21 protein-coding genes and 2 pseudogenes are annotated in these 19,464 nt (G+C 62.2%); 11 read left to right on the top strand and 12 right to left on the bottom strand.

Going from position 1 to position 19,464, the window contains the following annotated elements; genetic code table 11:
- Positions 1-256: 256 nt before the first annotated feature.
- The 3 genes and pseudogenes from BBG20_RS19225 to BBG20_RS19220 form a co-directional block, all read right to left on the bottom strand.
- Positions 257-1,216 (bottom strand): quinone oxidoreductase family protein, encoded by a 960-nt coding sequence (locus BBG20_RS19225; protein WP_065906003.1) that lies wholly within the window; start codon positions 1,214-1,216, stop codon positions 257-259.
- 27 nt (positions 1,217-1,243) lie between these two features.
- Positions 1,244-1,417 carry a DUF1427 family protein gene (locus tag BBG20_RS31940; RefSeq protein WP_074851542.1) on the bottom strand — a complete coding sequence of 58 codons (174 nt, stop codon included), beginning with the start codon at positions 1,415-1,417 and terminating at the stop codon, positions 1,244-1,246.
- Positions 1,418-1,487: 70 nt separating this feature from the next.
- Positions 1,488-2,272 (bottom strand): annotated as a pseudogene (locus tag BBG20_RS19220) (AraC family transcriptional regulator).
- A gap of 117 nt (positions 2,273-2,389) precedes the next feature.
- Here BBG20_RS19220 and BBG20_RS19215 point away from each other — a divergent pair.
- Both BBG20_RS19215 and BBG20_RS19210 read left to right on the top strand, forming a co-directional pair.
- A complete protein-coding gene (locus BBG20_RS19215; RefSeq protein WP_065905999.1) occupies positions 2,390-2,632 on the top strand; it encodes a DUF6555 family protein in 243 nt (80 codons plus the stop codon).
- Between the two features lie 14 nt (positions 2,633-2,646).
- Positions 2,647-2,910 (top strand): hypothetical protein, encoded by a 264-nt coding sequence (locus BBG20_RS19210; protein ID WP_065905997.1) that lies wholly within the window; start codon positions 2,647-2,649, stop codon positions 2,908-2,910.
- A gap of 99 nt (positions 2,911-3,009) precedes the next feature.
- On the opposite strand, the gene BBG20_RS31935 is transcribed toward BBG20_RS19210, so the two are convergent.
- The 3 genes from BBG20_RS31935 to BBG20_RS19200 form a co-directional block, all read right to left on the bottom strand.
- Complete coding sequence (locus BBG20_RS31935) at positions 3,010-3,180, bottom strand: metallothionein (RefSeq protein ID WP_016977247.1); 171 nt, start codon at positions 3,178-3,180, stop codon at positions 3,010-3,012.
- 89 nt (positions 3,181-3,269) lie between these two features.
- Positions 3,270-3,722 (bottom strand): DMT family transporter, encoded by a 453-nt coding sequence (locus BBG20_RS19205; RefSeq protein WP_065905995.1) that lies wholly within the window; start codon positions 3,720-3,722, stop codon positions 3,270-3,272.
- A 4-nt stretch (positions 3,723-3,726) separates the two neighbouring features.
- A complete protein-coding gene (locus tag BBG20_RS19200; protein WP_065905993.1) occupies positions 3,727-4,215 on the bottom strand; it encodes a DMT family transporter in 489 nt (162 codons plus the stop codon).
- Between the two features lie 118 nt (positions 4,216-4,333).
- Between BBG20_RS19200 and BBG20_RS19195 the strand changes: the two genes are divergently transcribed.
- On the top strand, positions 4,334-5,266 hold the full coding sequence (locus BBG20_RS19195) for a LysR family transcriptional regulator (RefSeq protein WP_065905991.1): 933 nt from the start codon (positions 4,334-4,336) through the stop codon (positions 5,264-5,266).
- 142 nt (positions 5,267-5,408) lie between these two features.
- A complete protein-coding gene (locus BBG20_RS19190; protein WP_226939966.1) occupies positions 5,409-5,813 on the top strand; it encodes a type II toxin-antitoxin system Phd/YefM family antitoxin in 405 nt (134 codons plus the stop codon).
- A gap of 184 nt (positions 5,814-5,997) precedes the next feature.
- On the opposite strand, the gene BBG20_RS19180 is transcribed toward BBG20_RS19190, so the two are convergent.
- The 3 genes from BBG20_RS19180 to BBG20_RS19170 all read right to left on the bottom strand — a co-directional run bounded on the left by BBG20_RS19180 (position 5,998) and on the right by BBG20_RS19170 (position 9,813).
- Positions 5,998-7,317: an Nramp family divalent metal transporter gene (locus BBG20_RS19180; RefSeq protein WP_065905989.1), complete on the bottom strand. Its 1,320-nt coding sequence runs from the start codon at positions 7,315-7,317 to the stop codon at positions 5,998-6,000.
- Between the two features lie 41 nt (positions 7,318-7,358).
- Complete coding sequence (locus BBG20_RS19175) at positions 7,359-8,912, bottom strand: DUF726 domain-containing protein (RefSeq protein ID WP_065905987.1); 1,554 nt, start codon at positions 8,910-8,912, stop codon at positions 7,359-7,361.
- A gap of 103 nt (positions 8,913-9,015) precedes the next feature.
- Entirely contained in the window at positions 9,016-9,813 is a 798-nt protein-coding gene (locus BBG20_RS19170; RefSeq protein WP_065905985.1) for an AraC family transcriptional regulator, read from the bottom strand.
- A 107-nt stretch (positions 9,814-9,920) separates the two neighbouring features.
- Here BBG20_RS19170 and BBG20_RS19165 point away from each other — a divergent pair, with 107 nt between their 5' ends.
- The 5 genes from BBG20_RS19165 to BBG20_RS19145 all read left to right on the top strand — a co-directional run bounded on the left by BBG20_RS19165 (position 9,921) and on the right by BBG20_RS19145 (position 15,136).
- Positions 9,921-10,706, top strand: coding sequence for a crotonase/enoyl-CoA hydratase family protein (locus BBG20_RS19165; protein WP_065905983.1), 786 nt, complete (start codon positions 9,921-9,923; stop codon positions 10,704-10,706).
- 79 nt (positions 10,707-10,785) lie between these two features.
- Positions 10,786-11,745 (top strand): diiron oxygenase, encoded by a 960-nt coding sequence (locus BBG20_RS19160; RefSeq protein WP_065905981.1) that lies wholly within the window; start codon positions 10,786-10,788, stop codon positions 11,743-11,745.
- Positions 11,746-11,791: 46 nt separating this feature from the next.
- A complete protein-coding gene (gene asnB / locus BBG20_RS19155; RefSeq protein ID WP_065905979.1) occupies positions 11,792-13,696 on the top strand; it encodes an asparagine synthase (glutamine-hydrolyzing) in 1,905 nt (634 codons plus the stop codon).
- 53 nt (positions 13,697-13,749) lie between these two features.
- Complete coding sequence (locus tag BBG20_RS19150; protein WP_065905977.1) at positions 13,750-14,652, top strand: EamA family transporter; 903 nt, start codon at positions 13,750-13,752, stop codon at positions 14,650-14,652.
- A gap of 82 nt (positions 14,653-14,734) precedes the next feature.
- Complete coding sequence (locus tag BBG20_RS19145; protein WP_065905975.1) at positions 14,735-15,136, top strand: RidA family protein; 402 nt, start codon at positions 14,735-14,737, stop codon at positions 15,134-15,136.
- Here BBG20_RS19145 and BBG20_RS19140 read toward each other — a convergent pair.
- The 3 genes and pseudogenes from BBG20_RS19140 to BBG20_RS19130 all read right to left on the bottom strand — a co-directional run bounded on the left by BBG20_RS19140 (position 15,126) and on the right by BBG20_RS19130 (position 16,749).
- On the bottom strand, positions 15,126-16,022 hold the full coding sequence (locus BBG20_RS19140; RefSeq protein ID WP_226939967.1) for a LysR family transcriptional regulator: 897 nt from the start codon (positions 16,020-16,022) through the stop codon (positions 15,126-15,128). The genes BBG20_RS19145 and BBG20_RS19140 overlap by 11 nt on opposite strands.
- 64 nt (positions 16,023-16,086) lie before the next feature.
- The gene (locus BBG20_RS19135) at positions 16,087-16,392 is read right to left on the bottom strand and encodes an XRE family transcriptional regulator (RefSeq protein ID WP_065905971.1); all 306 of its coding nucleotides are present in this window, start codon (positions 16,390-16,392) and stop codon (positions 16,087-16,089) included.
- Positions 16,385-16,749, bottom strand: a pseudogene (locus BBG20_RS19130) (type II toxin-antitoxin system RelE/ParE family toxin). The gene BBG20_RS19135 and the pseudogene BBG20_RS19130 overlap by 8 nt, the downstream one beginning before the upstream one ends.
- 246 nt (positions 16,750-16,995) lie before the next feature.
- On the opposite strand from BBG20_RS19130, the gene BBG20_RS19125 reads away from it, so the two are divergent.
- Both BBG20_RS19125 and BBG20_RS19120 read left to right on the top strand, forming a co-directional pair.
- Positions 16,996-18,804: a monovalent cation:proton antiporter-2 (CPA2) family protein gene (locus BBG20_RS19125; RefSeq protein WP_065905969.1), complete on the top strand. Its 1,809-nt coding sequence runs from the start codon at positions 16,996-16,998 to the stop codon at positions 18,802-18,804.
- 72 nt (positions 18,805-18,876) lie between these two features.
- A complete protein-coding gene (locus BBG20_RS19120; RefSeq protein ID WP_065905967.1) occupies positions 18,877-19,431 on the top strand; it encodes a DcrB/PsbP domain-containing protein in 555 nt (184 codons plus the stop codon).
- Positions 19,432-19,464 lie beyond the last annotated feature (33 nt).

Raw genomic sequence — 19,464 nt, 5'->3', positions numbered from 1 at the left:
TTCGCGGGCAAGCCAGCTCCCACAGTGGAGCTGCGCCAGACACGGGACTCAAGCCTGCACCCGATCAGTGTGGGAGCTGCGCCAGGCACGGGACTCAGGCCTGCACTCGATCACTGTGGGAGCTGGCTTGCCTGCGATTGGGCTGGGTCAGCCAGCTTCGCCGCTACTGACACTCCGCCTTCGCGGGCAAGCCCGCTCCCACAGTGGAACTGCGCCAGACACGGGAATCAAGCCCGCTCCCCCTTTTTTGAGCGTGTCAGGGCAGGAGGATGATCTTGTCTGCACTGCCCTGGTTCACATCTTCATAGCACTGCACACCGTCGGCCAGTGCCACTTCGCGCAGGCCGGTGGGCAGCGGCAGCAGGCCTTCATCGAAGAAGCGTCCGAACTGCTCGAGCATCACCGCGCATTGCTCGCAGTTGTAGAGCAACGAATTGATCCCCACCACCGAGCCACCCTTGCGGTACAGGGCCAGGGCCGGCAATTGCACGTGGCCGTCCACCGGCGCGGCGATGATCGCGATGCGACCGAATGGCGCCAGGCCCGCCACGGCCGCCGGCAACCAGAAACCGGTGTTGTCGAGGATCACATCGGCACCGCCCTTGAACACTGCGTTCACCTGCGCGCCCAGCTCGTCCGGCGTGCCCAGGGCAATCGCGTCGACACCCTGCGCCTGCAACACCTCGACCTGCTCGACCTTGCGCACCGCCGCCAGCACCTGGGCCCCGCGAATTTTCGCCAAGGCCAGCGCCGCGCTGCCGACCGCACCATTGGCGCCGATCACCAGCAGCCGCGTGCCTTTGCCGACACCGCTGCGTTCCAGGGCATCCCAGGCGGTGGTGTACGGCACGCCAAGGCTTGCGGCCTGGGCAAAACTCAAGTGGCTGGGTTTATGCGCCACGCCCTTGGCGGACACGGTGAGGTACTCGGCGTGGGAACCATCGGCGAAAAAGCCCAGGTCGCGTCCGGTGCCCCACACGGCCTGACCGACCAGCGCCTGCGGCCCCTGCACCACCACACCGGCAAAATCGCGGCCCGGAATGCGCGGCAAGGTGGTGTAGGGGAAGCGGCCGAGCACGTTTTTTACATCGCTGGGGTTCAGGCCCGCGGCCTTGATCTGGACCAGAACTTCACCGGCCGCCGGCACCGGGGTGGCGACGTCGACGAAACCCAGGGCGTTAAGGTCGCCGGTAGCGGAAAACTGCAGTGCTTTCATGACGCAATCCTCAGGAGGGAAAGAAAATCAGGACAACCAACCGCTGACCAGCTGCCGCCCCATGGGCCACAGTTGCTCGCCGAGCAGCATGCCCATCAGGCCCACCAGGGCGATGGCCGGCGGCGCGGGCGAGCGAAAATCCAGCGCGCCGTAAATCACGCCGACAAACAGGCCGATGGCGAGGGAGATCAGGTAGTTCATGGGGGCTGCGCCTCAGGGGGTTGATGGGCTCAGTGTAGAGAGCCCATTTCTGAAGCATCGGCCAAGTGCTTCAGGATTTCGGCCAACCCCTCAGCCGACGTATTGCGAAGGCGCCACACCGAGTTCGCGGCGAAACATGTCGCTGAAACTGCTCGGCGAGTACCCAAGCGACCGTGCGATCGCACTCACAGACTGGCCCTGGATCAACTCCGCCACCGCCGTGGCCAGTTGCACCTGGCGGCGCCACTCGGCAAAGCCCATGCCCAGGTTGTGCTGGAACAGCCGCGCCAAGGTGCGCACGCTGGCACCGGCCGTGTCCGCGTGCTGCTCGAAGGGGATTTCCAGGGACGGCTCGGCCATCACCGATTGGCACGCGTTGATCAGGCGTCGGTCGGCCTCGACCGGCATGGCGATGCGGATCTGCGAGCGACGCGCCCGTTGCAGCTCCAGCAGGGCCAGGCCGACCACCGCGTCGTAATACGCCGCGTCAGCGCTGTCGCCCTGCTCCACCAGCGCGACGATCAGCTCACGCAGCAGCCCGCCGACCTCAATCACCTGCACCTGGCTGTCCAGCGTCGCCGCCAATGATGGGCGCAGGTAGATATTGCGCATCTGCAGGTCCGACACCACCCGGATCCCGTGCTCCACCCCAGGCGGCAACCACACGGCACGCTGGGGCGGCACCACCAAGGCTTCGCGGGGGGTCTCGACCCACATCACGCCGCTCATGGCGTAGAGCAATTGTCCCCAGTCGTGACTGTGCGGCTCCACGTACAACCCACGCGGGTAAGTACGCGCCAACGGCTGCACGGGGACGGCGTGATCACTGAGGTCGGGGGGCGCAGCCAGGGCCATGGGGGGCACATCAATCAAGGGTGAGCCGCCATGGTAATGACCACCGCTCGACAATCCGAGTGAATTTTTAGCGCCCGCGAGGATCACTTGCTTTACACCACCAGGGTTGATGGGCCAATGAATAACGCAAAACTGTTCGTGATCGACTACAGCCTCCATGGCGAGCCGAAGTCATTCATCATCCGCCTGGAAAAGCTTGACACCCTGGAAGCTTGGCATTGGGCAAGCTGTGACGCCGGCGTGGGCCGTATCGGCCGTTTCGCCCGTGAGCAGGTCAAGAAGACCAGCCGGGAGCAGGCCGAGAAGTTCGGCATTACCAACGTGCAATGGCGCCGCTCGGATGCGCGCGCTCAGGCTTGATCAGGGAGAAAACCATGGATTCAATCAATGGCAGGGCGCGCATTGATTACACCCGCGACACTTTGTTCGGGCCGCTGGCCAAACAGGCCGAGTGCCAGGTGAGCCTGCAACACGCGCCAGGCTGGCTGGTGCTGAAGGTTTTCCAGCCACTGCCGGATGATCTGCATGACGCGCAAACCGTGGTATTTGCGCTGGAGGGCCGCCGTACCAGCGGCGTGGTGAAAGACCGTCAACGCCTGCCCGATCATAGCCTGCGGCTCGAACTCGAACGCCAGTGACCGCAGAAACTGCGTAGGAGCCGGCTTGCCGGCGATGGCGACCTCAAGATTCGTGCAGTCCTTGGGGGCGCATCGCCAGCAAGCCGGCTCCTACGGGGGTTAGCCTTTAGCCGACTTGGCGCATTCGCAGCCAGTAGCCGCCGCACACGGCTCGCCATGAGCATGATGCTCGGCACAGCCCTGGCAGCAATAGCCCTTGCCGTCCTTCATTACCGCATCAGCTCCCAGCACACACTTGCAGTGTGGGCAGGCACAGGTTTTATCGGGCATGGTCAGACTCCTTCTTCATGGTCGTCCCGGTGCGGCGAGCGCCGGCACCTTAAGCAGTGACTGCCGCCCGCCGTCGATGGTTCAAACCATCAGTCGGTGCGCGTATTGCTGCGGTACATGAACACCAAAGCCAGGGCCAGACACGCCATTGCAACGATCCGGGCGCCCGACAATTCGATCGCCGGGTTGCCCAGCCAGCCGAAGTTGTCGATCAGCATGCCCATGCCCAGTTGGCCGAGGATCACCGCTACGGTGGCGACCGCCGTACCGACCACCGGCACCGCGCCGACCATCACCATCATGTACACCACACCAAACAGCGCGCCGGTCAGTTGCCATTTGGGCACGTCCAACAGGGTCACGGGATAGGCCGGTTCGAAGAACAGAATCATCAGCGCGGTAACAATCGCCCCGACCACAAAGGTCACCAGGCTGCCGCGCAATACACCCACCGCCTGGCCCAGGCGACCATTGATCGCCGCCTGCACACTCAACACCGCCCCTGCGGCTATCACCAGTACCAATAACAGAATCAGATTCATCGCCTTAACCTCGTGCAATCAAAACAAGTGCCACCACAATCAACGCCAGGGCAATCCAGCGCTCGCCATTCACGCGCTTGCGCGCCGTGCCGAACCAGCCGAAATGGTCGATCAGCACGCTCTTGCCGACCTGGCCCGACAGAATCGCGATCATGGTCATGGCAATCCCGATATGCGGCGTGGCCAGGGTCAGCACCACCACGTACATCGGCCCCAGGAAGCCGCCGATCAATTGCCAGCGCGGCAGCTCGGACAGGGCCGGGCCCTTTTGCGGGCCGCTGAACAACAGCAGCAAATACAGGATCGCCGAGCCGACGCCGAAGATGCTCAAGGTCGCCCACAAATGCCCGACTTGCACGCCCAGCGGCCCGAGCAGGCCGGCTTCGACCGACAGCCCCATACCGGCCAGGATCACCAACGGCAACAGCAGCAGCCGCAGGAGGTTTTTTTTCGGCTTGGCTTGCGCCACGCCCTCGATAGAACTTGCTTGCATACATCACCTGCACATCAACAAAGGATTGGATGACGCGCATTATCCGGTGGTCGTCCTGTGCGATAAATGGGAGCATACGGACAACACCTTTGCGCATTACGCACAACCTGGAGGCATGATGCAGGGCTTGAATGAATTGAGTTTCAAGGCGCTACGCCTGTTCGTGGCGGTGCTGGACCATGGCAGCTTTTCGGAAGTGGCACGCCGCGAGAGCCTGGCACCCTCCTCGATTTCCCGGCAGATCCAACTGATGGAACAGGCCCTCGGCCAGCAATTGCTCTATCGCCACACCCGCGCGGTCAGCCCCACCGAGGCCGGGCGTTTGCTGGGACGCCACGCGCGCTTGATGCTGGAACAACTCGAAGCCGCCGGCCAAGCACTGCAGGAGCAGGAAAGCGAACCCAGCGGCCTGGTGCGCATCAACGCGCCGATGGTCTTTGGCCAGCGCCACCTGGCACCGTGGCTGGGCGAGTTGTGCCGGCGCTACCCGAAGCTGCAACTGGATATCCAGCAGACCGACACCTACGTCGACCCGCTGCAAGACGGTACCGACCTGATGTTTCGCATCGGCGTGCTCAACGACTCCAGCATGCAGGCTCGCATCTTTGCCCCGCAGCGTTTTCGCCTTGCCGCCAGCCCCGCCTATCTGGCCCTGCATGGCACACCCACCCACCCTGACGAACTGATCGACCACCAGTGCCTGGCCTACAAGGGCATCACCGGCCAGCAACGCTGGTTCTTCCGCAAGGGCCAGGGCGACTGGAAGCCCTACAGCGTCAAGGGCCCGATCACCGGTAACCACGCCGACACCCTCACCCACGCCGCCGAGCAAGGCCTGGGGCTGGTGGTGTTTCCCTCCTGGTTGATCGGCGAAGGCCTGCGCGCCGGCACGTTGCAGGCGGTACTGACGGACTATGAGGTGGCGACCACCCTGGAGCCCCAGCAGATCGCCGCGTTGTGGCCGGGGAGCCGACGGTTGTCGCTGAAGGTGCGCACGGTGATCGATTACTTCGTGGAGTGTTTTGGCAGCGTGCCGTATTGGGATCGGTGAGGCGGGTTGAGTGTGCAGGACATCGCTGCTGCGGATTTTTCCCACCCAATGAGGTAGGCCCGTTCTGTTTTTCCGGGCCAGCATTTTCCAGCACGGCAGGCTCGGGCAGACTCCCAGCAGATCTTTTTTTTGGGGAAACGCCATGGAAGTCGTGCATTACAAGAAAGTGCGGTCTGAACGGGCCATTGCAGCCAGCGGTCGGACCGTTTTTGATAGCTCACGAAATTTTGGCTATTTTTGGCCAAAACATGCGGGTGACGCCATGATTACCGTGCCCTTGGGTGAAGCGAAAAATAATCTCTCGAAACTGGTAGATGAAGTCGCTTCCGGCAAAGTCATCACCATCGCCAAGCACGGCCGTGCGATGGCACAGCTGGTCCCGGTGGGTAAATCCAAGGGCCAGAGAATCGGGGCCATGAAAGGCAAGCTCGTGATTGCGCAGGACTTTGACGCACCGTTACCCGACGATCTATTGGATACCTTCGAAGGCAGCCATCGATCAGAGTGCTGCTGGATACGCACATCGTGCTATGGCCCTGACGGATGACCCCAGGCTGTCCAGCAAAGCCAGGAAGCTGATTGAACATGCAGCGGAGATCTACATCAGCGCTGCAACATTCTGGGAAATGGCGATCAAGATCGGCCTACTGCTGACTGCGGATCCACAGGTTGCCCAATACACGTCCCTGGCAATCCTGGTTTAAATCATCCCAATGGCCCCGCAGGCTTGATCAAAACACCCACTGGCCAATCAACCACGCATTCGCCCCACTGATCACCGCAAACAGGAACCACGCCAGCATTCTGGTCGGCAGCCGATTGACGAACGGTCCCATCAGTTGCTTGTCGCCGGTCATGCGAATCAGCGGGTACAGCGCGAACGGCAGCTGCAGGCTGAGCACCACCTGGCTGAGGATCAGCAGTTTGCCGATGGCGTCGTCGCCCATCAGCCATACGCCCAGGAACGCCGGGATCAGCGCCAGCCCGCGGGTGATCAAGCGACGTTGCCAGCAAGGGATGCGCAGGTTGAGATAGCCCTCCATGATCACTTGCCCGGCGATGGTGCCGGTGAAGGTCGAGCTTTGCCCGGACGCCAGCAAGGCGACGCCGAACAGGATGCTGGCGAAGGCGCCGCCCACCAGTGGGTCCAGCAGGTGATAGGCGTCCTGGATCTCGACCACATCGGTGTGCCCGGTTTTGTGGAAGGCCGCGGCGGCGAGGATCAGGATCGCCGCATTGACCAGCAACGCCAGGGCCAGCGAGCCGATGGTGTCGATTCGGGCCAGCTTCACCGCGTCCTGTTTGCTGGCGAGGTCTTTGCCGATCAGCCGGGTTTGTACGATCGAGCTGTGCAGGTACAGGTTATGCGGCATCACCGTGGCCCCGAGGATGCCGATGGCCAGGTACAACGGCGCGGCGTCGCTGATGGCCGACAATGAGGGCGTGAAGCCGCTGAACACGTCGGGCCAGTAAGGCTTGATCAGCACCAGCTCGATGAAGAAACACACGCCGATGGTCGCCACCAGCGCCAGCATGATCGCTTCCAGGCGGCGAAAGCCCCGGTTTTGCAGGGCGAGGATCAGCAACGTGTCAAAGGCAGTGATGACGATGCCGGTTGTCAGTGAAACCCCCAGCAGCAAGTGAAACGCCAGGGCACAGCCAAGCACTTCGGCGAGGTCGGTGGCGATGATCGAGACTTCCGCCAGCAGCCACTGGGTGCGTGCCGAACGCGGGCTGTAGCGCTCGCGACACAGTTGCGCCAGGTCCTTGCCGGTGGCGATGCCCAGCCGCGAGCACAGGCACTGCACCGCCATCCCGGCGAGGCTGGCCAGCAGCACCACGAACAACAAGTTGTAGCCATAGCGCGACCCGGCCTCGATGGCCGTGGCCCAGTTGCCCGGGTCCATGTAGCCGATGGAGATCAGCAGCCCGGGGCCGGCAAACATGAGGATGCGCTTGAAGAACGAAGCGTTGGGATCAACGGCGACGGAGCCGGCCACTTCCGGTGGGCAGAATGGAGCGGTAGCGATTTTCGGCAGGCTGAATTTCACGCGGTATCCCAGGTAAACACACAAGACAAGGGCGCAGCTTATCAGTCGGATGCGACCGTGCGCATCACCGTGTCCCGAGGCAGGTCAAACGTCTCGACCACCTGCACCACCAGGTCGATCTCCTGGTTCAGCGCTTCACGCTCCATGCGTTGGCGAATCAGCCCGACCACCAGCACCGCCAGGGTGGTGATCGAATACGCCGGGCCGGAAAACGCACGCACCCCACTCACCAACAGCATGGCGGCGGCCAAGGCCTGGCCCACCACCGGGATCGCCGTGGCCGCCCCACGGCGCAGGATAAACCCGGTCAATCCGGCCAGTGCCGTCCCGCTCAACGCCGCCGTGGCCGAGCGGCCGACATCGAAACGGCTGAACACGCCCTGCTCTTTCTGCGCCGCCGCCTTGAGTTCAGCGTCGAACACTTGGCGGTCGGCCGTGCTCAGCTTGGCTTTGTACTGCTCGATCAGTTTTTCCGCGACCCGTGCTTCGACATCAGCCAAAGCCACCGTCTCCAGTGGCTCATCGAACTTGATCCCCAGGCGCTGCGCGACATCTTCGGCGATCTGGCGGTAATTCACGCCATGGCCACGGGCCAGATTCATGAAGCTGTCGCCGCCCATGCGCTGCAACTCGATGGCCAGCTTCAGCGGCTCGCGTACCGTGGCATCGATCGAGGCACTGCGTTTTTGTGCCATCAACTCGGCGAGGAACTTCACTTCTTCCGGCCGCGCCTGCACCAGGGCCGGGAACAGGTCTGCGTCCTCCTCGGCAAAGCGCACCTCGCTGCTGCGCTGGTCGGCGCGGATCATGCCGCGCCGCTCCTGCAACAGGTCGGTGTACTGCACCACGGTCTGCAACTGCGGCCAGTAGGCGGCGTGATCGAAGCTGGCCAGGTGCACATTGGTGACCTTGGCCTTGAGCGCCGGAGTCACCGGGATCGCGTAACGACCAATGCAGCGCTCGGTGTCGGGCTTCATCGCCAGGGCCCAGTCCTTGCTCGAGTGACAGTTGATCACCCGCCCCTTGAGCAGCGCCGAGACCTCGTCCCACGGGCTCGACGTACAGATCGCGCCGCCCATCAGCAGCAGGTTGTCCAACGGCAGCTCGCGAGCGGTTTCGGGGTTGGCCAACAGACTCTTGACCAGAATGCGCGCGCCCAGGGAGTGGCCGATCAGGTTGATACGCCGCACTTGCAGCGCTTCCCCGTGCAGGTAACCGGCGAGTTCCGGCAGCAGGCTCCTGGCCACTTCGTCGACCCGGGCCTCGACACTTTTGTAATGGTCGAGGAAATAGGCAATCGCCTTGCCCACCCCCACGGTCGCCGCGCCGAGGCTACCACCGCCAAGCATCGCGGTGATCACGTCCTTGAACGGCGCAAACAGGTTTTCCAGGAAATGCCCCGCCGGCCAGAACAGCATCAGGTTGGTCGAGCCTTCGATCGCCGCCAACTGTTGCTTGAAATTGCCCAGTTGTTGCTGATTGAAGAACGCCGAATAACCGTGGACATAGAGATTGAGCACCTCCCCCTGCGGCTCGCCACACAACACGAACGTGGGCTTGCGAGTGCGGTGCATTTCATCCCACTGGTGCTGCATGGGGCGGTGACTCCTGGTGACAAGGGACGGCGATAGTAACAAAGGGTGAGACTCAACGCCGTACCGCTGGGGAGAAAGGCGCCAGGTTGGCACCCTCCTCCTTTCAGAACATCGACGCCGCCTTGGATTTGGCCAGGTAGCGCGCCGGTGAATCCCCCAGGTTGCGGCGAAACACCGAGGTGAATGCGCTGGAACTGCTGAACCCCAGCTCGAAGGCCACATCGGTGATCGACGAGCCGTGACTGAGCCGCGCCGTGGCCTCCAGCAGGCAGACCTGCTGGCGCCACGATACAAAGGTCATGCCGGTGCACTCCCGGAAGTTACGCGTAAAGGTGCGCCGGCTCATGCTCGACCAATCGGCCATTTCGCCGATGGAGATTTTCTGCGTCGGCGCTTCGAGAAACCGCTGACAAGAACGGGCCAGGCGCGACTCGGAGGGCAATGGCGCGCTGAGCGGCAGCTCGGGCATGGCGCCGATCTCGTCGATCAACAGGGTCAGCACGCAGCGGTCCCTGACACTCGGCGACGCCGACGGCCCGATGGCCAACGCCGCTTCCAGCAAATGCCGCAGCAGCGGCGACACCCCGAACACCTGGCAGTAATCCTGCAAACCGGCACGCTCGGCCGCATCGTCGTCCAGGTAGGTGTTGAGCATCACCACATCGCCGCGCATGTGCATCTCATGCGCCACCCCGCCCGGCACCCAGATCGCCCGTTGCGGCGGGACCACCCAGTTACCCAGGTCGGTGAACATCTTCAGCGCCCCCGTCGAGGCATAGGCGAACTGTCCCCGACGATGGGTGTGGCGTGGAAACACCGTGCCGGACGGGTACTCCCGCAGCGTCACCACCGCTTCGGGGCTGTCGAGTTCGTAAGGAGAAAAAGTGAAGGTCGGCGGCATGGCCCGATTTTGTCAAAGTATGACCTGACATAGCAAGCGGGCCATTACTCTGCCACCTAGAATCGTTGCTCCCCAAGTTGGGTTCATATCGAAGGGATACTCGGAAAATGACGATCAAAAACTACTTGGACGTACGAGTAGATGGCGCGGTGTTGATGGTGGGCCTCAACCGCCCGCAGAAGCGCAACGCCATGTCTCTCGAGGTCATGCATGAACTGCGCGAGACCTTCAGCAACCTGCCTGAAGGCATTGGTGCCGCCGTGCTCTACAGCACCAGCCAGCATTTCTGCACGGGGCTGGACCTGTCGGAAATCCGCGACCAATCGGTGATCGACAATGTCCAGGCCTTCCGTGAGTGGCATAAAACCTTTGAACTGATCCAGTTCGGCAAGGTGCCGGTTGTGGCCGCCATTACCGGTGCGGCCATCGGCGGCGGCCTGGAAATCGCCACGGCCTGCAGTATTCGCGTGGTCGATGACAGCGCGTTCTTCTCGCTGCCCGAAGCCATGCGCGGCCTGTATGTGGGCGTCGGCGCCTCGGTGCGCTTCCCGCGCATCGCCGGCATCGCCCTGATGACCGACATGATGCTCACCGGCCGCACGCTCTACGCCAAGGAAAGCTACGAGCGCGGCGTGGCGCAGTACCTGGTCCCGGTCGGCCAAGCGGTGCTCAAGGCGACCGAACTGGCGCACAAGATCGCCGGCAACCTGCCCATGACCAACTACGCGGTCACCCACGTGCTGCCACGCATCGTGGATCAAAGCCAGCAGGACGGCCTGATGACAGAAGCCTTGATTGCTGCAGTGGTGTCCTCCGACACCCGCACACAGGATCGCCTGGCGGATTTCCTGGATCGCAAGAAGGACAAGATCCAGACCGCCCCGGCGGTGTAACTCGCGGTCGTGAATGTTGCCGAGCTTCCTCGGCAAACCATGGATGGCCTTCACAACTCACTATCAACCCGGTGAAACCATGTTTCAGCACAGCACTCAAGACGATCTTTATCGCAGCAATGACGCAGCCGATGAACGATTGATCAAAATCGAACGCAGCTGGCACAAACGCGCACAGATCAAGCTCGATTCCCAACGCCCGGATATCCAGCTCGACCTGCAGGCCCCGGACTTTCTCGAGGCCCTGTTACCTTTCGCCCATGACCCGCACTACCAGCACTACCCCCACGCGCTGAAACTGCTGATCCTGTCGGCGGGCTGGGTGATCTACAACCAGAAAACCATCGCCATCGAAACCGAGATCATCTGCCCGTCCTGCATCGACCTGCTGCAACTGGGCTCGCGCCTGAGCTCAGCCAGCGCCGCGACCATTTCCGAAACCCTGGCGGATGAGGCCTACCACACGCTGTTCTCGATCAACATGTGTGAATTGGCGATTACCCAGCGCGGCATGCGCATCAAATGGCCGGAGCTGGAATTGACCCGCCACTTGAGCCAGGCCCAGGCGACGATGTCCGAGGCGGACTTCAAGATCTACCGCCTGGCCTTCTCGCTGGTGTCGGAGACCTTCATCAGCGACTACCTGGCCGACCTCAGCGACGCACCCGAGATCCAGCCGGTGTTCCGTCACGTCGTGGCCCTGCACAAAAAAGACGAGCTGGTGCACAAGCACATCTTCCCGCTGTTCGTGCAGCAGGTGGTCGGCGACTTCACCGCGCAACAAACCACCTTGTTTACCCGGGGCATCGCCAACTCGATCCGGATTTTCCCGATGCGCGAGATTTCCGCGTGGCGAATCATCCTGCCGCAACTGCTTGAAGTGTTCGGCGATCGCTCGCTGCTGCTGCCCACCCAATTCATCGAGACCGGTGAAGCGGACTACTCGGCCATGCCCGAGATCCTCAACTCGATTGGCATACACCCAGCCTCGGTGCTGCCTGAGTTGCAGTTGATGCCGGAACCGGCAACCACCGTTTGAACACCAGCGTGCCGCTGACCAATACAAATTCAATAGAGTAAATCTTATGTGTGGATACATTGGCGTCTTTGCCAAACACCCTCGTGCGTTCAACCCGAACATGTTCGATGCAGCCCTGCGCGCCATCCATCATCGTGGCCCGGACAGCTCCAGCCAATGGTTCGACCCCAAGGGCCAGGCCGCTTTCGGGTATGTACGCCTGGGCCTGGTCGGGCTGGGCAATGGCACCCAGCCGATCGTCGCCGATGAAGGCGACCTGGTGATGATGGTCAACGGCGAGTTCTATGACTATCAGCGCATTCGTGCAGAACTGGAGGGCTACGGTTGCCGCTTCAAGACCTCCTCCGACAGCGAAATCGCCATGCACCTGTACCGCCGCCACGGCGTGCGCGGGCTCAAGCAACTGCGCGGCGAGTTCACCATCCTGATCTTCGATCGCCTGCGCAGAAAACTGTTTGCCGTGCGTGACCGGGTCGGCGTCAAGCCGCTGTACTATACCGAGCATGAAGGCGCCTGGTACTTCGCCTCCGAAATCAAGGCGCTGCTGGCAGCCGGTGTGCCGGCGCAGTGGGACCACGAAGCCTACGCCAGCCGTGGCTTTATCCTGCGCGACCGTACGCTGTTCAACAATATTCGCAGCGTCAAGCCGGGTTGCTGGATCATCGCCGACGAAAGCGGCCTGCAGACCGAGCAGTACTGGGACTGGGACTTCCCCGACGCGCAGGCCACCGAGCAGCGCAGTGAAGCCGAGATCATCGACACGCTGCGCAGCACCATCGAGGAGTCCGTACGCCTGCGCCTGCATGCCGACGTACCGGTCGGCGTCTGCCTGAGCGGCGGGCTGGACTCCTCGGCAATGCTGGGCATCGCCACCGAGCTGACCGGCCAGCCCCTGCAGGCCTTCCACTTGTCCTTCGAGGGCGAGCAGGCCTACGACGAACGCCAGTACGCCGAAGTGGCCGCCCGGCATAACCGCGCCCACCTCAACGTGTTGTCCGTGAACTCCTCCGACATGGCGGACAACTTCGAAAACGCGCTGTGGCACGCCGAGATGCCGTTCGCCAACGCCCACAGCGTGGCCAAGTACCTGCTGTGCAAGTTCGTGCAGGGCCAGGGTATGCGCGCGGTGCTGACCGGCGAAGGCGCCGACGAAGTCTTCGGCGGCTATCCGCACTACCGCCGCGACATGCTGCTGTACAACCACGAACACCAGGACCCGGCGGTGATCGCCGAACTCACCCGACGCCTGCATAGCAGCGAAGATCGCTACCTGCCCGGCGGCAAGAATGACGTGAAGTGGGTGCAGGACGAACTCGGCCACGGCGTGTCGTGGCTGCAGACCCAGTCCGCGTTGTTCGGCCCGCTGGCACAGCTGTACACCGATGAGTTCCGCGAGCGCTTCTGCGACGTGGATGTCTATCGCCAGTTCTACGACCGCCTGAGCCCCCGCACGCTCGAAGGCTGGGAGCCGGTCAACCGCTCGCTGTACATGGTCGCCAAATCCAGCCTGCCAAACGTGGTTCTTACCTCGCTGGGCGACCGCATGGAAATGGCCGGCAGCCTCGAAGGCCGCCCGCCGCTGCTGGACCACCAGGTGATCGAAGCCGCCTGCCGCCTGCCGGTGAACATGAAAGTGCGCGGCGCCACCGAGAAATACGCGCTGCGCGAAGCCATGCGCCCGTATGTGCCGCAGGCGGTGCTGGATCGCAAGAAACAGTACTTCCGCGCGCCGCCGGCGTCCGAAAGCCCGCAGTCGAAGCTGTTCGAAATGATCCACGACGTACTGAGCGGCCCGGCCTTGAGCAACGTACCGTTCTTCGATCCGCGTAAAGTGCGCGCCTTGCTGGCTACACTGCCCAGCCTGTCGCCGGCCCAACGTGCTTCGGCCGACAACCTGCTGATGGAAATGGCCGGGCTGTGCCTGATGCAACAACGCTTCGCCCTGAACTGATTTGCACGCGGCGCACCGCGATTGCGGTGCGTCGCCTGACCCAAGGAGGGTCCATGCTGAAAAAACATTTGTCACTCGCCGTTCTCGTCACCCTGGTCTGGGGGGTGAACTTCCCTATCACTAAACTGGGCCTGCGCTCGATCGATCCGTTTGTGCTCACGGGTATCCGCTTCGCCCTCGCCGCCTTGCCGCTGGTGTTCTTCATCAAGCGCCCGGCCGTGAAGTTCAGCTATGTCGCCGCCTACGGCTTTATCTTCGGGCTGGGCATGTGGGGCGTGATCAACTACGGGATCCAAGTGGGCGTGAGCCCCGGCATTGCCTCATTGATCATTCAGCTCAGCGTGTTTTTCACCATGGGTTGGGGCTTTGTGTTGTTCAAGGAAAAAATCCGTGGCGCGCAGATGCTCGGTGCACTCCTGGCCCTGATCGGCCTGGCGGGGATCATCTCCACCCAGGAAGGCAACCACGCGGTACTCGGGGTCATGCTGATCGTGCTCAGCGCGGTGGCCTGGAGCGTGGGCAACGTGATCATCAAGAAATCCGGGGTCAAGGAGATCTTCTCGTTCATGGTGTGGGCCAGCCTGATCCCACCGATCCCGCTGTTTCTCACGGCCTGGCTGATGCACGGCAGTGCGCCGTTCGAAAGCCTGCAGGCGAGCCTCGACCTGACGGCGATCCTGTCCATCCTGTTCCAGGTGTACCTGGCCACGCACTTCGCCTATTGGGGCTGGAACTCGCTGCTCAAGCTGTACCCGGTGTCCACCGTGGCGCCGCTGTCGTTGCTGATTCCGGTGTTCGGGATCACCAGTTCGATGCTGATCATCGGCGAGCGTATTTCCACGCCGAACCTGATTTCGATCGGCATCATCATCGCCGGGCTGGCCGTGGGGCTGTATCGCAAGCCGGCGAACCTGGCACCTGTAGAGCCGCAGCCGATTGTGCATATGGATAGATAGTCATGGCATGAATTCGGGATTTTGTTCGCCCATCCAGTGCTCTAGCCTGGGTCCGGTCTTGTACTGAACCCAAGGAAACACCATGAGCACGCCCGAATTCTTTGTCACCCCAGGCTATGGCGACTACCTGCGCGAGCACCTGCACTACTCGCAAGCGGTAAAGGTCGGCAATCGCGTGGAAACCTCCGGCCAGGGCGGCTGGGACGATGAATTGCAGATCCCCGCCGACCTGGGCGAGGAAATCGCCCAGGCGTTTCATAACCTGGAGCGCACCCTGGCCACCGCCGGCGCCAGTTGGGAGCACGTGATCCACGTCAACTCCTACCACGTCGGCGGTTTCCCGCCCGAAGTCAACGAGGCTATGGTCAAGCACTACCGCCAGTACATGCCCAACCATGCGCCGATCTGGACGCAACTGGGCGTCGAAGCGCTGGGCTTGCCGACCATGCGCGTGGAAATCCGCGTGACCGCGATCATTCCCTGACCCCGAACGTACCCATCACCCAATCGGCGAATACCTTGAGCCGCGCGCTCTGGTGCCGGTTGGGCGGGTAAAGAATATGCAGCGGTGTGGCCGGGCGTGACCAGTGTGGCAACACGCTGACCAGTTGGCCGGTTTCTACGTAGTGCTGCACGATTGCCTTGAAATGCTGCCCGACGCCCAGGCCGGCGAGCAGCATTTCCTTGAGGCCGTTGCCCTCGTTGGTGGAAAACGCGCAGTTTTCCACCTCGATGCGCGTGTCGCCCTGCTCGAAAATCAACGGCTCCGGCTTGCCCGAGCCGGCGAAGAAATAGCCGACGTTATGGTGATGTTGCACCAGGTCCTGCGGGGACACCGGTACACCTCGGCGCTCCAGATAAGCCGGCGCAGCGCAGGTGAGGTACTCAAGGTCCGTGACCTTGCGACCGATCATCGCCATGTCCTCCAGCTTGCCGGCGCGGATCACGCAATCAACCCCCTCCCCCACGATATTCACTGAGCGATCACTGATGCCCAGGGCGACCGTGATATCGGGATACTCGCGGTGAAAATCCACCAGCGCCGGAATCAACAGGCAATTGGCGAACGACGCCGGTGCGTCTACCCGTAAATGGCCGCTGGGCTTGAGGGTTTGCCCGCGCACGGCGCTGTCGACTTCATCCAGCTCTGCCACCAGGCGCCGGGCATGGCGGTAATACTCCAGCCCTTCGGACGTCGGCGCCAGCGCGCGCGTGGTGCGGTGCATCAACTTGATGCCCAGGTGCATTTCCAGGTCGTTGATCAACTTGCTGGCGGTAGAGCGCGGCAATCCCAACTGGTCGGACGCACGGCTGAATGAGCCGGTTTCGACCACACGGACGAAGGCGCGCATGGCGAGAAGCTGATTCACGAGAGCGGCCCTTTAACGACTACCCGGCGCATGGCCTGGCGATTGCCAAACACCCTGCTGGACTTCAGCACGCGAAGTTTTCGATCTTGACCTGGCCGTCGGGAAACGTCGCGATAATTTCCAACTCGCCGCCCATCGCGCGGATGTAGTCACGCAACGTACTGATGTACATGTCGGTACGCCTTTCCATTTTGGAGACGGCGGCCTGGTTGATATTCAATATTTTCGCCAGGCTTTCCTGGCTCAACTGCTGAGCCTTGCGCAATTCGTGCAGCGGCATTTCCTTGAGGTGTTGCTCAAGCAACTGCTCGGCTTCGGCACGCGCCTGCGGCGTCATGCGAGCTTGGAGTTCGGCGAATTTCTTAGCCACGGTTACGGCCCTCTTTACGCAATATTTCTACATGCACGTCGTACAGCTTTTCTGCCACGGCGACGTGCGTTTCATACCATCGATGTTGCCCGGTCTTATCACCGCCCATCAGTAACAACGCACATCGTCGCGGATCAAACGCGTACAACACCCTATAAGCCGCCCCGCGTGCTGGATGCGCAGTTCTCGCAAGTTGCCGTGCCGAGAGCCCCTGATGTCGCTGCTGTGGGGAAAACTCAAACCCGGCCCGAAGAGGCCCAGCAGATCAACGCTGGCCGACACCGAAACCTGCTCTTTTTCACCCAGATGTTCCCACCAGGCTCCGAATTCATCCGTGTATTCAATTTCCCAGCTCATGCAAATATGCCATCCAAGGAATATAAACTCAAGAGCCTGAAAACTAGTAGATAAACCGGATGAGCTGCCACCCGCCAACCTCGGGAAATTGTTTGTACATCCTTCCTGCGTGGCGGCGGAATAGTGCTTACGCAATAGAAATGGCGCCCCATGCACGGTAGCTCGCTGCAAAAACACAATTATCGAAATGTAAAAAGCGCTCTAATACCCGCCTGTTGACTGGTTTTGAAGATCCTGGAGTTCGCAATGCCCCATGAAGGCAACCTGTTACAAGCAGCCGTGGTGTTCCTGCTCGCCGCCGTGCTGACCGTGCCCCTGGCCAAACGCCTGCAACTGGGTGCGGTCCTGGGCTATCTGTTTGCCGGTGTGATCATCGGCCCCTCCGTGCTGGGTTTGGTCGGCAATCCGCAAAGCGTGGCGCAGTTCTCGGAGCTGGGCGTGGTACTGCTGCTGTTTATCATTGGCCTGGAATTGTCGCCCAAGCGTTTGTGGGTGATGCGCAAGGCGGTGTTCGGGGTTGGCCTGGCCCAGGTGCTGTTGACCGGCCTGGTGATGGGGGCCGTGGCGTTGTGGCTGTTTGGCCAGCCCTGGAACAGCGCGATCGTGCTGGGCCTGGGCCTCGCGCTGTCGTCCACCGCGTTTGGCCTGCAGAGCCTGGCCGAGCGCAAGGAGCTGAACCAGCCCCACGGGCGCCTGGCGTTTGCCATCCTGTTGTTCCAGGACATTGCCGCAATCCCGCTGATCGCCATGGTGCCGCTGCTGGCCGGCAGCGATCATCCGACCACCGAGGCCCAGGGCCTGCAACATGTGCTGCAGATCCTCGGCAGCATCGCCGTGGTCATCATCGGCGGCCGCTACCTGTTGCGGCCGGTGTTTCGCATCGTCGCCAAGACCGGCCTGCGTGAAGTCTCCACCGCCACCGCGTTGCTGGTGGTGATCGGCACCGCCTGGTTGATGGAACTGGTGGGCGTGTCCATGGCCCTCGGCGCCTTCCTCGCCGGCCTGCTGCTGGCGGACTCGGAGTACCGTCACGAACTCGAATCGCAGATCGAGCCGTTCAAGGGCCTGCTGCTCGGGCTGTTTTTCATCAGCGTGGGCATGGGCGCCAACCTCAGCCTGTTGCTCAGCTCGCCGCTGGTGGTGATCGGCCTGACGCTGCTGCTGATCGGTCTGAAGCTGCCGCTGCTCTACGCCGTGGGCCGCATGGTCGGTGATCTCAACCGCGAAAGCGCGCTGCGCCTGGGCGTGGTGCTGGCGGCAGGCGGGGAATTCGCCTTCGTGGTGTTCAAGATCGGTCGCGACCAGGGCCTGTTCGAACCGCACCTGTACGACATCCTGGTGCTGACCATTACCCTGTCCATGGCCGTGACGCCGCTGCTGCTGTTGGTGTGCCCGAAGCTGTTCAAGCCCAAGGTCAAGCCGGTGGAAGTGCCCGAGGAATACCGCACCATCGAAAGCGATGCACCGCGCGTGGTGATCGCCGGCATGGGCCGCATGGGGCAGATCGTGGCGCGGATCCTGCGTGCGCAGAACATCTCGTTCATCGCCCTCGACACTTCGGTGGAAACCATCGAGCTGACCCGCAGTTTCGGCGGCATGCCGGTGTTCTATGGCGACCCGCAACGCCCGGAAATCCTGCATGCCGCCAAGGTCGACCAGGCGGAATTCTTCGTGATCGCCATGGACGACCCGGAGATCAACATCAAGACCGCCGAGCTGGTGCGCAGCCTCTACCCGCACATGAAGATCATCGCCCGCGCGCGTAACCGCCAGCACGTGCACCGCCTGGTGGACCTGGATGCCTCACCGGTGCGCGAGACCTTCTACTCCAGCCTGGAAATGAGCCGCCGTACCCTGGTGGGCCTGGGCTTGAGCCAGGCCCAGGCCGATGCGCGCATCACCCGTTTCAAAAACCACGACTTGCAAGTCCTCGCCGCCCAACACGCGGTGTACGACGATGCGGCCAAGGTCATGCAGACCGCCCAGGAAGCCCGTGCAGAACTGGCGCGACTGTTTGAGATGGATCGGCTCGAGGAGGAGTCCGACAAGGTGTAAGGCTTCGGATGAACGATATTGCGAAATTTCTGACAGAATATGCCGCAATTTCGTTCATCCCTGGAGCGCTTCATGGCCACTTTCACCAAGACCGCCGTCCTGCTGGCCCTTGCGCTAACCGCCGGCAGCGCCTTCGCTGCTGCCAAGCCTGCCACGCAAACCCTCTCCACCCTGGGCGGTAAGTTCACTTTCAGCCTGCCCAAGGCCTACGTCGCCGACACCCTGCCGGCCGGCAAGGCCGAAGATGGCACCGCCGACACCCAAGGCACGATGTACGCCAACCAGACCACGAAAAGCGTGGTGATCGTCGCCGAAACCGTGCGTAACGACGGGGTTACCATCCAGGACAACGACACGCAGTTCCTCGACGGCGCCGTGGCCGGCTTCGTCAAGGACCAGACCGCTGCACTGCCCGACTTCAAGAAACTCAGCGAGAAGAAACTCACGTTCAAGGGCCTGGGGTTGCGCCAGGTGGACAGCACCGCCACCCAGGGCGGCGGCAAGACCTTGAACTCCACTTTCCTCGGCGGTTCGGGCAACCATTTGCTGGTGATCCAGGCCATCTCGCGGGCCGATGATGTGAAGGGGCATGCGGAGTTGGTGAAGCAGATCACCGGCGGCAAGTGAACCGATCTTCCTGACGCCACCAACAAATGTGCG

It is taken from the genome of Pseudomonas aylmerensis (genome assembly GCF_001702265.1).
In the GTDB taxonomy this organism is placed as follows: Bacteria; Pseudomonadota; Gammaproteobacteria; order Pseudomonadales; family Pseudomonadaceae; genus Aquipseudomonas; species Aquipseudomonas aylmerensis.
The sequence above is the reverse complement of the archived record's forward strand: the minus strand, read 5'-3'. Positions and strand labels throughout refer to the sequence as shown.